The sequence below is a fragment of the Kandleria vitulina DSM 20405 genome (assembly GCF_000702065.1).
Taxonomy (GTDB): Bacteria; Bacillota_I; Bacilli_A; order Erysipelotrichales; family Coprobacillaceae; genus Kandleria; species Kandleria vitulina.
The window spans coordinates 102880-115588 of record NZ_JNKN01000001.1 but is presented as its reverse complement, the minus strand read 5'-3'; the positions used below and the strand labels follow the sequence as shown (position 1 = coordinate 115588).

12 protein-coding genes, 8 tRNA genes and 1 riboswitch are annotated in these 12709 nt (G+C 35.0%); of the genes, 15 read left to right on the top strand and 5 right to left on the bottom strand.

Going from position 1 to position 12709, the window contains the following annotated elements; all coding sequences use genetic code 11:
- Positions 1-60: 60 nt before the first annotated feature.
- Entirely contained in the window at positions 61-855 is a 795-nt protein-coding gene (locus T513_RS0100570; RefSeq protein ID WP_031588507.1) for a Cof-type HAD-IIB family hydrolase, read from the bottom strand.
- Positions 856-1051: 196 nt separating this feature from the next.
- Between T513_RS0100570 and T513_RS0100565 the strand changes: the two genes are divergently transcribed.
- Positions 1052-1534: a pyridoxamine 5'-phosphate oxidase family protein gene (locus T513_RS0100565; protein WP_031588506.1), complete on the top strand. Its 483-nt coding sequence runs from the start codon at positions 1052-1054 to the stop codon at positions 1532-1534.
- Here T513_RS0100565 and T513_RS0100560 read toward each other — a convergent pair.
- The 3 genes from T513_RS0100560 to rpsD all read right to left on the bottom strand — a co-directional run bounded on the left by T513_RS0100560 (position 1531) and on the right by rpsD (position 3854).
- The gene (locus tag T513_RS0100560) at positions 1531-2646 is read right to left on the bottom strand and encodes a CpXC domain-containing protein (protein WP_031588505.1); all 1116 of its coding nucleotides are present in this window, start codon (positions 2644-2646) and stop codon (positions 1531-1533) included. The two genes, T513_RS0100565 and T513_RS0100560, sit on opposite strands and share 4 nt — an antisense overlap.
- Positions 2647-2690: 44 nt before the next feature.
- Positions 2691-3167 (bottom strand): Ig-like domain-containing protein, encoded by a 477-nt coding sequence (locus T513_RS0100555; RefSeq protein ID WP_029070164.1) that lies wholly within the window; start codon positions 3165-3167, stop codon positions 2691-2693.
- A gap of 81 nt (positions 3168-3248) precedes the next feature.
- Positions 3249-3854: a 30S ribosomal protein S4 gene (gene rpsD / locus T513_RS0100550; RefSeq protein WP_029070163.1), complete on the bottom strand. Its 606-nt coding sequence runs from the start codon at positions 3852-3854 to the stop codon at positions 3249-3251.
- Positions 3855-4169: 315 nt separating this feature from the next.
- Here rpsD and T513_RS0100545 point away from each other — a divergent pair, with 315 nt between their 5' ends.
- The 14 genes from T513_RS0100545 (at position 4170) to hpf (ending at position 11666) form a co-directional block, all read left to right on the top strand.
- Positions 4170-5927, top strand: coding sequence for a septation ring formation regulator EzrA (locus T513_RS0100545; RefSeq protein WP_031588504.1), 1758 nt, complete (start codon positions 4170-4172; stop codon positions 5925-5927).
- 82 nt (positions 5928-6009) lie between these two features.
- Positions 6010-7146 carry a cysteine desulfurase family protein gene (locus T513_RS0100540; protein ID WP_031588503.1) on the top strand — a complete coding sequence of 379 codons (1137 nt, stop codon included), beginning with the start codon at positions 6010-6012 and terminating at the stop codon, positions 7144-7146.
- Between the two features lie 2 nt (positions 7147-7148).
- The gene (gene thiI / locus T513_RS0100535; RefSeq protein WP_029072478.1) at positions 7149-8354 is read left to right on the top strand and encodes a tRNA uracil 4-sulfurtransferase ThiI; all 1206 of its coding nucleotides are present in this window, start codon (positions 7149-7151) and stop codon (positions 8352-8354) included.
- 119 nt (positions 8355-8473) lie between these two features.
- Positions 8474-8549 (top strand) — tRNA-Val (locus T513_RS0100530).
- A gap of 7 nt (positions 8550-8556) precedes the next feature.
- A tRNA-Thr gene (locus T513_RS0100525) sits at positions 8557-8632 on the top strand.
- 16 nt (positions 8633-8648) lie between these two features.
- A tRNA-Tyr gene (locus T513_RS0100520) sits at positions 8649-8732 on the top strand.
- A gap of 8 nt (positions 8733-8740) precedes the next feature.
- A tRNA-Gln gene (locus T513_RS0100515) sits at positions 8741-8816 on the top strand.
- A 33-nt stretch (positions 8817-8849) separates the two neighbouring features.
- Positions 8850-8925: transfer RNA gene (locus tag T513_RS0100510), tRNA-Lys, on the top strand.
- Between the two features lie 8 nt (positions 8926-8933).
- A tRNA-Gly gene (locus T513_RS0100505) sits at positions 8934-9007 on the top strand.
- 33 nt (positions 9008-9040) lie between these two features.
- A tRNA-Lys gene (locus T513_RS0100500) sits at positions 9041-9116 on the top strand.
- Between the two features lie 7 nt (positions 9117-9123).
- Positions 9124-9197, top strand: a tRNA-Gly gene (locus tag T513_RS0100495).
- A 131-nt stretch (positions 9198-9328) separates the two neighbouring features.
- On the top strand, positions 9329-9556 hold the full coding sequence (locus T513_RS0100490; RefSeq protein ID WP_029070159.1) for a NifU family protein: 228 nt from the start codon (positions 9329-9331) through the stop codon (positions 9554-9556).
- Positions 9557-9613: 57 nt separating this feature from the next.
- A riboswitch (SAM riboswitch) is annotated at positions 9614-9713 on the top strand.
- Positions 9714-9768: 55 nt separating this feature from the next.
- The gene (gene metK, locus T513_RS0100485) at positions 9769-10908 is read left to right on the top strand and encodes a methionine adenosyltransferase (RefSeq protein ID WP_029070158.1); all 1140 of its coding nucleotides are present in this window, start codon (positions 9769-9771) and stop codon (positions 10906-10908) included.
- Between the two features lie 224 nt (positions 10909-11132).
- Entirely contained in the window at positions 11133-11666 is a 534-nt protein-coding gene (gene hpf, locus T513_RS0100480; protein ID WP_029070157.1) for a ribosome hibernation-promoting factor, HPF/YfiA family, read from the top strand.
- Positions 11667-11715: 49 nt separating this feature from the next.
- On the opposite strand, the gene mnmL is transcribed toward hpf, so the two are convergent.
- Entirely contained in the window at positions 11716-12651 is a 936-nt protein-coding gene (gene mnmL / locus T513_RS0100475; RefSeq protein ID WP_029070156.1) for a tRNA modification radical SAM protein MnmL/YtqA, read from the bottom strand.
- Positions 12652-12709 lie beyond the last annotated feature (58 nt).

The following is a 12709-nucleotide window of genomic DNA, read 5'->3' as shown; positions in this document are numbered from 1 at the left end:
GATTATAAATGTACTTAATTAAATAAAAATGAAAAAGTGGAGAAAATTTCTCCACTTTTTTTACTTATTAAGAATTTCTCGAATCTTTTTAACAACACCATTTTCCTCATTTGTATAAGGAAGCACTTCATGCGCAATAGCCTTGATGCGATCATCCGCATTTTTCATGGCATAGCTGTAAGTGACGCTTTTAAACATTGAGAAGTCATTCATGGCATCACCGAATGCGACACATTCGTCAGGCGAAACGCCAAGCTTCTCCTGTAGAAGCTTGATGCCATTTCCTTTATTTACACCAACTGGCTGAACATCTAGCCATTCATTACCAGCAGTTGTGGCAGTGACACCTTCATCTAGAAGGGAACGTATTTCATCTTCAAAGAGATGAATATCATTTTCTGGATCAAATAAAGTGATTTTCATGATCTTATCTTTGACTTCATCAAAGCTATCATAATATTGAAGATTGCGATAATAGTTCTTCGCAACATGTTCATATTTTTTGTCTTTCTTTAAAAGATGTGTACCATTAAGACCGGACATCATGACAACAAGATGTTCGTATCTTTCAAGTGCCTTTAAAGTATGACGTACTTGTACATCTGTTAATGTGTGATAAGCAAGAACTTTTGGGCCATGTGCAATATAGGCACCATTGTCAGCTACAAAGTAAATGTTTTCACTCATTGGAATAAATTGATGATAGATTCTTAAATATTGATTTCCACTTGCTAAAACAAAATAAATACCTTTATCTTGCATCTTGTAGAATTGACTTAAGAATTCATAATCAAACATTTTATTGTGATCAAGGAATGTTCCATCCATATCCGTTGCAATTAGTTTAATAGACATTTTACTCTCCTTAACAGCCTGTATTTAAGAGAAATATCTCTTAGTGCATATACAAGATAGTATGCTTATTTTTCAAATTATGCAAGGAAAACAGTTTGTGAATTTATGTTTTTGTCGAAAGGAAAACCCGAAAGTCTTGTAAGCGCTTTAAAAACAATATAGAATAGAAATAGATGAATTAAAGGGGATGGGAATTATGATAAGAAAAGATAGAAAAATGGAAGATATTGGAGAGATTCTTGCGACTTTGCAGGTATGTGATTCCTTGCATGTCGCTTTTTCTGATGGAGAATATCCCTATGTTCTTCCATTTTCCTATGGCGTAGATTATGAAGATGGTCATTTCGTATTCTATATTCATACTGATCAAAAAGGAAAGAAGATTGATCTAATTGAAAAGAATCCACATGTCAGCATTGAAGCTGATATTGTCTATGACTATTATCAAGTAGGAGGAAAGTATATTTCCTGTTCATACGCTTCAGTGCTTGGCAAGGGGACCATTGAGACAATAGAAAAGGATGAATATGAACATGCGATGGATCTCATTGTACTTCATTATGGCTATGAAGGATTTGGTTATGATAAGGAACTGATCAAAACTTTTACGATCTATAAGATCACCTTGGATAGCTATAGTGGAAGATGTCATTATAAAATAGATGAACAATCATTCTAGGATAATGATGTATTGAGATGATCTTTTAAGACATCCAAGAAAGAATGATTGGCAAAGAAGATTGAATCCATCTGTGGATTAAATAAGAAACCATCACATTTAAAGATAGTAAGATAAAGCAAAGTAATAAGTTTTGTCTTAATAATTCTAGAAGCTAATGGAAAGCATTCATGAATGCTTTCTTTTTTTGTGAAAACAGGAAGACAGGTTTCTGGACTGATAGTCATATAGTAAGGCTTATTGTTTTCAAAGGGAATGTAAACATACAGATCACACATTAGTGAAATCAGTTCATCGAAGTTCTCTTGATAATCATGGACATGTTTTAATGATCTGAGGAACTCTTCATCATAATCATCAGTCAATATTTGCTTGATCTTTATTGAAGAAGAGATATTGAAGACATCTTCTTCTTTAAAAGAAAGAATAATCCCTGAATGAAGAGAGCCGTTCTTTTCAAATAAGGCAATATCACCTACTGAAGCATCAAGAAAACAAGGAAGAATAGCACTGATTATCTGACTGTTAAAACTGATATTGGCTGTTGTAATTCTTCTTGTAGAGAGTTTTTCAATATAATGTTTATCAACTGCAAGTGGTGTATCGTACTTGATCAGCTTATGAATGAGGGGGTTATTGACCATCTTTTCATAATGAGTTTTACTTAACAAGTAAGATTCAACTGGGTCTACACTCATGTTTATAAGGGTGTCAACGGGTTCATCATTGTAGAAGAGAACAGGGTTTTTATGCATCATGAAGCGAAGTGAATGCTTATAGGCTTCTATGGCGATATCATTGTAATTGTTTTTTAGGATTAATTGTTTTTCTACAAAAGAAGAAAGAGTGGCTGTTAAGCGAACACTTGAGATGTCTTCTTGATTGAGGTAATCAATGATAAATGAAAGATGATAGCCTTCCGGATCAAAGGCAATCAGATGTTTTTTATAATAGATGATCGTAGGTGTTTCAATGATTCTTTTATGTTTACACATAGGACATGTGTAGGTGAAATGCTCTTCATTGATAAGTAGTTCATGATAGAGAAGAGGGCGAGTTAATTCTTCTTTATGTCCACATATTGGACAGGTGATAAACGTATGTGTTTTCATATTATCTACCTCCTATCCACATTCTAGCATAAAAAAACTGCTGGCTATTTTAAAACCAGCAGGGTTATTTTTTTTGTACGTTGTGTATAGTGGTTATCTTGAACAGTAATCGTAATTGTTGTTTTACCAGGAGAAATAGAAGTGATATTTCCTTTCTTGTCAACAGTTGCGATTGAACGGTTAGAAGAAGTGTATTTGACTTCATCAATTTTCAAGTTAGAGGATTGAGGCTTAACATCATAAGAAATCTGATGGGAAGTTCCTACCTTCATGCTGATGGTAGAAACAGGAACAGAAATGCTTTTGATGACTGGGCCTTGCTTGATGCAGGCAAACTGATAAACGCCGCATAGAACGATGAACCAGATGACGATTAAGGCACCTCTTACATACTTGTTTATTTTTTTATTCAAATAGATTAATGCAAACGGAACAAGAGGGAATAACAGGATACCAGTGATGACCCACCATTTTGAAATGCCACTCTTGTATTCTTCAATTGCTTCGTTTTTATCAGACATTAAATCACCTCATTAAACATATTATATATAAAAACAGTTTTGTTGAAAAGAAAAAGTGCATCTAAGATGCACTTTAAAGAATTATCCAAGTCTGTTGTAGTATTCTACGATTAGCTGTTCGTTGATTTCCTGATTTAATTCAGATCTTTCAGGTAATCTAGTGAACTTACCAGTTTTGTTTTCTTTATCTACTTCTACGAAACCAGGTGCAGTGATCTGAGCTTCTAAAGCATTTTTGATGATATCTAAGTTAAGAGATTTTTCTCTAACTGCTACAACATCACCAGGTTTAACTTCACATGAAGGGATATCAGTCTTTTTACCATTTAATGTGATATGACCATGGTTAACTAACTGTCTAGCCTGTCTTCTTGTTGAAGCATAACCCATTCTGTATACAACGTTATCTAATCTTGATTCAAGTAAGCATAAGAAGTTTACACCAGTTACGCCTTCCATCTTGTTAGCTCTGTTGTAAGTGTTGTGGAACTGTTTTTCGTTCACACCATACATATGTCTTACTTTCTGCTTTTCAGCTAACTGTAAGCCATATTCAGTAGACTTATGTCTCTTCTGACCATGCTGTCCTGGAGCATAAGGTCTCTTGTTTAATTCTTTTCCATTTTCAAGTATAGAGAAACCAAGTCTTCTAGATTTCTTCCATACAGGTCCTGTATAACGTGCCATTGACGTTACCTCCTTATTGTTTTATTCGCATAAAACAATAGAGATCATAGTTTATTATACGTATGTTTCCATTAAGCATTTCTTTGCGGGAATACTTTGCAACCTTACGGTGAAAACGTAGCTGTATAACTTCTATGTACCGCTATCATTTATTGCAATAAGTATTATACATGTAAAAATGGGAAAGTCAATGAATAATAGAGAAAAAATTGCGTGTGATGTGACTTGAATAATAGAAAAACTTAAAGAGAAATGGATGAAAACACTTTTATAATATGATAGAATAGAAAAGAAATAGAAAAGGAGCATTAAACTATGGAACAATTGACTTCTTATTTAAATAAAATAATAGCGCTAATTGGCATTAGAAATCTTATTATTATCGGAGTGATTCTATTGCTCTTGATTATTGCGCTTCTTATATATAGATCATTAAAACTAAAAGTATATAGACAAGAAATTGTCGAAATTGAAAATCAGATGAACGGCATTAAGACATTGCCAATCCAATATCGTCTTGGACGAGTACAAAGTATTGCGAAGAACATGAAAGAAGTTGCTGAGCAATATGAAGAATTTGCAAAAGAACATAATAGAATTGTAGATTTTCAGCAAAATGAATTAGGTGTACTTGTCAATGAAGTAGACGAACAGCTTTTCTATGGCAAGCTAAGAGGAGCTAAGAAGAAATTAGCAAAGCTTCGCCAGATGAATGCGACTTATGAAAAAGATTCAAAAGAGCTTCTTAAGAAGATTGAAAAAGTGACTGAAATCGAAAATATTCAAAGAATTGAAATTATTCGTGTCAAAGAGAAATACAGAGAAGTGACTAATCAATATGATGAATCACGTTCTAAAATTGAATCATTTGTACCTAAAGTTAATGTTATCTTCAATAGTATTGATGAAGATTTCGTTAAGCTAGAAGGAATGATGAACAATCAGTTATTTGAAGATGCAAAAGCTTTCACTAAACAGATTGAAGGACGTATTGAAGCCTTATCGGCTGATTTAAAAGACCTTCCTTCCTATGTTTCAGTTGTCAGCAAGCTTCTTCCAGGAAAAGTAGAAAAGGTTGCTCATTTAATTGAAGATCTTCAAGAAGACGTCTTTGCATTAGAACAGCTTAACGCTGAAGATCGCTATGATGAGATTGAAGAAGAACTAGAAGAATCCGTTGATCTTGTTAAAGCAGTTGAAATCAAGGAAGCAGGAGAAAAGCTTGAAGTCTTGACTGATCATATTGAATCATTGGTTATTGATTTAAGTAAAGAGAAGACTTCTTATAAGACATTTAAGGAAAGATGGTCAATTCTTTCTAAAGAGATTGAACGTATCGATCAGGATTATGAAACAAGCATGCGTGCTTATCGTGAAATGGAAAAGAAGTATGTGATTGATTTAGAGGCTATGCCAATTGCGAGCACATATGAAGAATTTACAGGCATGCTTAAGGAATATAAGCAGCTTAATGATAAATTAGGTTCTGGTGATTTTGCTTATTCTGATACATTGGAAGCAGTAGAAAACATGATTGCTTCTATGGCTGCTCATGATGCACAGATCAAGTCTTTCAACTCACAAAAAGAAAAGCTTGAGATTGTTGAAAAGAAAGCAGAAGATGAATTAGAGAATATCAATATTGTATTATTGGAAATCAAGTCTGAAATCAAGAATAATCATTTGCCAATGATCAATGATTCTTATAAGGACTATATTCAGGATTCCTATAGAAAAGCTGAAGAAATCAAGGAATTTAAAGAGAGCAAGCCAGTTAAGCTTGAAGAGCTTTCTAAGAAAGTAGATGGGGCAAGAGATGTCATCTATAAACTTTATGACAATGTTCATAATCTTATCATTACTGCTGAAATGGTTGAAGAAGCCATTGTCTTTGGTAACAGATTCCGTTCAACTTATATGGAAGTCAACACTGAACTAACTAAAGCAGAAGTGCTATTTAGAAATGGTGAATATACGAAAGCATTAGCGACTGCGGTTGATATCATTGAAAAGATTGAACCGGGAAGCTATGAAAAAATGATAAAAAAACAAGAAGAAGTTGCGGCTAATTAAGAACCCTACACTGTTAGGGTTCTTTTTCTTGTAAGAAAGAAAAAATAGTGTAAAATAGGTGTGATTGGAAAGAGGGAAAGATATGATTTATTTAGATTATGTAGCAACAACACCATTGAATGATGAAATCTATAAGACGTATCAAAAACTTCTAGGGAAGTATTTTGCCAATTCGGACAGTGCGTATTCTTTAGGTTATGAAGTCAATGGGCTATTAGAAAAATCAAGAGAACATATCGCTAAGATGCTTCATGTCAAAAATGATGAAATCATTTTTACTTCATGTGCATCTGAAGCGAACAATACAGCCATTAAGGGTGTATGTTTTCAATATGCCAACAGAGGTAAACATATTATTACAACAAGTTTTGAACATTCCAGTGTAGCAAATACATTCAAGCAGCTAGAGGAAGTGTTTGGCTTTGAAGTAGATTATATTCCAGTAGATCAAGAGGGACATCTCGATATCTCTCAAATAGAAGATATGATCAGGGAAGATACAATTCTTGTATCAACAATGTATGTCAATAATGAAGTAGGTACAATCAATCCTATTAAAGACATTTCACGTATAATAAGAAAAAAGAATCCCAAGACAAAGTATCATGTAGATATGGTTCAGGCATTAGGAAAGCTGCCAATTGATCTTTCAGTATGTGATCTTGCATCATTTTCAGCACATAAGATCTATGGATTAAAGGGAAGCGGTCTTCTCTATAAGAAAGACAATACAGCCATCGTTCCACTTATTTCTGCCGGACAGCAGGAATTTGGATTAAGAGGCGGGACATCGAATGCGTGTACTTATATCGTACTAGCAAAAACGATGAGACTTGCACTTGAGAAACAGGAAGAACATCTTGCTTATGTAAAAGAATTAAATCATTATTTAAGAGAACAGCTTAGCAAAAGAGAAGCTGTTGTGATCAATTCGCCAGAAGATGCTTCGCCATTTATATTGAATATATCTGTTCCTCATTACAAGCCTGAAGTTCTTGTGCATGATCTAGAAACAAGTGATATCTATATTTCAACCAAGAGTGCCTGTGCATCAAGAAAGACAGAAGTAGCTCACACTTTAGCAGCTATGCATGTGGATCATGACATTGCGATTAGTGCATTGCGTATCTCTTTATCGCATTTAACGACAAAAGAAGAATTAAATACATTTATTGAAGCTCTTGATCTTTCGCTATCAAGAGTAAAGAAACAGAGGTAATTATGGAAGCAAATCATATTATTGTCCGTTTTGGAGAATTAACAACAAAAGGAAAAAACAGAAAACTATTTACAAGAAAGCTTTTAAAGAACACGAAAGAAATCTTGCATGATTTTACATCGTTATCATATGAGTTGACATATGACCATATCTTTATCCTATTAAATGGAGAAGATCCAGAAAAAGTCAGTGCAAAATTAAAGACAGTCTTTGGGATCCATTCGTTTAGTTTATGTTATAAGGTAGAACATGACTTGCAGAAAGTAAAAGAAGCAGCCTGCAAGATTGTCGATGAAGCAGAAGGGACTACTTTTAAGATCAATACAAAAAGAAGCGATAAAGAGTTCCCGATGACATCTCCTGAAATGAATAGAGCTATTGCTGGGTATATCTTTAACATGACAAAAAAAGAAAACCTAAAAGTAGATGTTCATAATCCAGATATTCTTGTAAAAGTAGAATTTAGAAAAGATGCTGCTTACGTTATGGATAATGTCGTAATGGGAGCGGGAGGATATCCTGTAGGAATCGGTGGAAAAGCATTATTGATGCTTTCAGGTGGTATTGACTCACCAGTTGCAGGTTATTTAATGATGAAGAGAGGAATCGATATTGAATGTATCCACTATGCCTCTCCACCTTATACAAATGATTTGGCAAGAGAGAAAGTATTAGATCTACTTAATGTCTTAAAAGAATCAGCTCATGGTAAGATTACAGTACATATTATCCCATTTACAAAATTACAGCTTTCTGTCTATGATCATTGTGAAGAATCTTATGCGATGACAGTCATGAGACGTATGATGTATCGTATTGCGGAAGGTGTTGCAAGAAAACGCCATTGTAAAGCTATTGTCAATGGTGAAAGCGTAGGACAGGTAGCAAGCCAGACTTTAGATTCTATGCTAACAATCAACAGTGTTATCACTACACCGGTTATTAGACCAGTAGCCTGCATGGATAAATTAGAAATTATCGATGTTGCAGAAAGAATTGGCACATATGATATTTCTATTCGTCCACATGAAGATTGTTGTACAATCTTTACACCTAAAAAACCAGCTACAAAACCTAAGACATACAAGTGTGAAGAGTTCGAATCACAGTGGGATTATGCAACTCAGGTACAGGAATGTATCGATCAGATGGAAACAATTGTAGTGGATGCGAATTATAAAAATGATGATGAAATGGACTTATTTTAAATCACCGCAAAAAGCGGTGATTTTCTTTTATAGAAGGGGAAAAAGAAAATAAAAGTTTTTTTAAAAATTATGTTGACTTCATATAAGTGAAATGCTATTATGTATGAGCATTCGACAGCGGGGGCTTAGCTCAGTTGGGAGAGCATCTGCCTTACAAGCAGAGGGTCAGCGGTTCGAGCCCGTTAGCCCCCACCATTTATAAGCCGGCTTAGCTCAATTGGTAGAGCAACTGACTTGTAATCAGTAGGTTGTGGGTTCAAGTCCTATAGCCGGCACCATTTTAATAGAATTTCTGGGGAGGTAGCGAAGTGGCTAAACGCGGCTGACTGTAACTCAGTTCCTTTTGGTTCGATGGTTCGAATCCGTCCCTCCCCACCATTCTCTATTGGGCTATAGCCAAGCGGTAAGGCAACAGACTTTGACTCTGTCATTTCGCTGGTTCGAATCCAGCTAGCCCAGCCATCTCTATAAGGTTTTATTAGTTTTATGTTTTTTGACTCGCTAGCTCAGTTGGTAGAGCATCTGACTTTTAATCAGAGGGTCAGGAGTTCGAATCTCCTGCGAGTCACCATCTATAATGCGGGTGTAGTTCAATGGTAGAACTTCAGCCTTCCAAGCTGACTACGTGGGTTCGATTCCCATCACCCGCTCCATTTAAATGATCCAATGAAGCTAAAAATATATTTGACTCGCTAGCTCAGTTGGTAGAGCATCTGACTTTTAATCAGAGGGTCAGGAGTTCGAATCTCCTGCGAGTCACCATCTCTATGCGGGTGTAGTTCAATGGTAGAACTTCAGCCTTCCAAGCTGACTACGTGGGTTCGATTCCCATCACCCGCTCCATTTAATAAGTGACGATACTGAGGTATCGTTTTTTATTTGTCATTTTTTCTTCTCTTCTTTTTCAAGCATATTGCTTTTAAAAAAGAAGAGGTTGCGTTATAATGCATTAAGGATGAATCGAGGTGTGAAATATGGATCAGATTGAACAGGATATTAAGAATGTTATTAATAAGTTAAGACCTTATCTTCAAAGAGATGGCGGAGATATTGAATATGTGCGCTTTGAAGAAGGAGTCGTTTACGTTCGAGTACTAGGTGCCTGTCAGGGATGCGCTTATATTGATGATGATATCAAAGAAGGCGTTGAAATGATTCTTATGGAAGAAGTACCAGGAGTCACAGAAGTTGTTGCAGTTTAATGTTGCAATTATTGCTGACATATATTATAATGTCAAAGAAAATTTGATATAAAAAAGCTCTTATTAAGAACCACATAGATGAGGATCGTTTTAAAGTGGTGGCAACCCTTTATGAAGAAGGTGCCTTTACCTAGCAAGGAAACTTGAACAATAAGAGGATAGCAAAAGCTTTCCTCTTGAAAGCTTTTTTATTTTTACAGGAGGAATAGAAAGTGAAAGAAAAGATTTTATTTACATCTGAATCTGTCTCGGAAGGTCATCCAGACAAAGTCTGCGACCAGATCAGTGATGCTATTTTAGATGCCTGCTTAGCAGAAGATCCAGATAGCCGTGTTGCCTGTGAAGTATTTGCAACTACTAACTTTGTAGTTATCGGTGGAGAAATTACAACTGCTGCCAAGGTAGATTATGAAAAAGTAGCCCGTGATGTCATTAGACGTATTGGCTATACAAGCGATGAAATCGGTATTGATGCTGATCATTGTGAAATCAAGGTGGTCATGGATACACAGTCTAAAGATATCGCTTTAGGTACAAACAATGAAGTAGGTGGCGCTGGTGACCAGGGAATCATGTTTGGCTATGCTACAAATGAAACAGAAGGGTATATGCCACTTCCTGTCTCTATTGCTCATCATCTAGTAAGATATGCTAGTGAATTACGTCATGATGGAACATTCAAGTGGGCTAGACCGGATATGAAGTCTCAGGTTACAGTTGATTATACTGATGAAAAACATCCAAGAATTGATACTATTCTTATGTCCGTTCAACATGATGAAGACTTTGATGAAGATGCATTTAAGACATTCATCAAGAACGATATCATGGACAAGGTTGTCGACAAATATGGCTTAAATCATGACTATAAGGTCTATATCAATCCAACAGGAAGATTCGTAATCGGTGGACCACATGGTGATACTGGACTTACAGGAAGAAAGATCATTGTAGATACATACGGTGGAATGGCAAGACATGGCGGAGGAGCGTTCTCTGGCAAGGATCCAACTAAGGTAGACCGTTCTGCTGCTTATATGGCAAGATATATCGCTAAGAACATTGTCGCTGCAGGTGCCTGCGACAGATGCGAAATTCAGCTTTCTTATGCGATTGGTATCAAGGAACCAACAAGTATTTTCGTAGAAACATACGGTACTGAAAAGACTTCTATTGATAATATTTTACACGCTATCAAGAATGAATTTGATTTAACACCAAAAGGCATTATTGATACATTGGATCTACAAAGACCAATTTACTCATCTACAGCAGCTTATGGACATTTCGGAAGAAAAGAATATCCATGGGAAGCACTTGATCGTGTAGATGCCATAAAAAAATATTTATAAAATTTTAAAAGAAAGGCAGAAATGCCTTTCTTTTGATTATAAGCGGATAATTTAAATTTTATAAGATAGTATGCTGTTCTACATTTTTATAAAATGAATATTTTAAGTAGCATTTTTTAATATGTATAGTATAATGTAATTAAACAAGGAGGTAAACGCTTACAACTAAATAGAAAATGGAAACCTAAAAAAGGTTAAAATATTAATATTAGGAGGTATTCATTATGAAAGTGAGTATTAGAGGAAAAAATATTACTGTTACTAAAGGAATCCAGGATAAAGTTGAAAAACAGTTATCTAAATTAGATAAATACTTTATCATGAGTGATAATATCGAGGCTAAGGTATTAGTAAGAACTTATACTTTTGGTCAGAAGATCGAGGTAACAATTCCGACAGAATACGTCTTATTAAGAGCAGAAGAAGTAAGTGATGATTTATACAATGCCATTGATTTAGTCATCGATAAATTAGAAGGTCAGATTAGAAAGTATAAGACAAGATTAAGTAGAAAATCTAAAAACAATAAGTTAGCTTTCAATATTCAGACACTTGATGATATTGCTGGTGATGATGAAGAAGATGTCATTGTTAAGACAAAATCAATTAATCCTAAACCAATGGATATGGAAGAAGCAATCATGCAGATGGAATTGATTGGACATTCTTTCTTTGTTTATCTAGATACAGAATCAAATGCTGTTAGCGTCATTTATAAACGTAATGACGGAGGCTATGGTCTACTAGAAACAGAATAAAAAAGTTCCGGGAGAAATCCCGGAATTTTTTATGTATAGATATATAGAGCTAAACAAGATCACCCTGATAGATATCATTCTTAGCCATAAGCTTATCAATATCATTTAAGATGGTTGTCTTTCTAATTGACCACTGTGGTTCAAAAAGCTGTCCGATCATTGCATCACCAGTAAGACGTTCCACAACGACATGACTAGGAATATGGCGCAATTGTTCTACAACTAATGAAATATAGTCATCTCTTGATAAGAGTGGAAAAGGCTTATTCATATACTGAAGATAAAGGGCAGTGTTCTTCATGATATAAAGACTATGAATCTTGATAGCCTGAATATCTAGCTTACCAACTTCAATAGCTGTCTCTAGCATCATCTCATGTGTTTCATAAGGAAGACCGTTAATAATATGGACACATACTTCCAGTCCATATTTTCTAAGTAAAGACAGACCTTTCTTGAAGGTTTCAAAATCTTCACAGCGATTGATGATCTTAGAAGTTTCATCATGAATACTTTGAAGACCTAGTTCAATATAGATATCAGTTTCCTTGTTTAATGTTCCAAGATATTGAGCAATCTCTTCAGTGATGCAGTCTGCTCTTGTGGCTATGGCAAGACCAACACAGTCTTCAAGATGAAGAAATGGCTCAAAACGCTGCTTTAATGTTTCTATTGGAGCATAAGTATTAGTAAAAGCCTGAAAATAAGGAATGAACTGACAATGAGGCCATTTTCTTCTCATGATTTCTTTTTGATCATTAAATTGTTTCATCAGATCATCATTGACATTGCCAGCGTATTCTCCTGCTCCCATGCTTGAACAGAAGCTGCATCCTCCGACACCTTTGCTGCCATCTCTATTAGGGCAGGTAAAATCAGCGTTCAATGCGACTTTAGCGACTTTAGTATGATATTTCTTTTTAAGAAAGTAATTGTATGTATGATATCTCTTATTGTCTAATGTATAAGGAAAATTATTCTTCATAATGCGACTCCTTTGTAAGATGAAAAGATTATAACATGGATGTGATAATGTGTTAAAG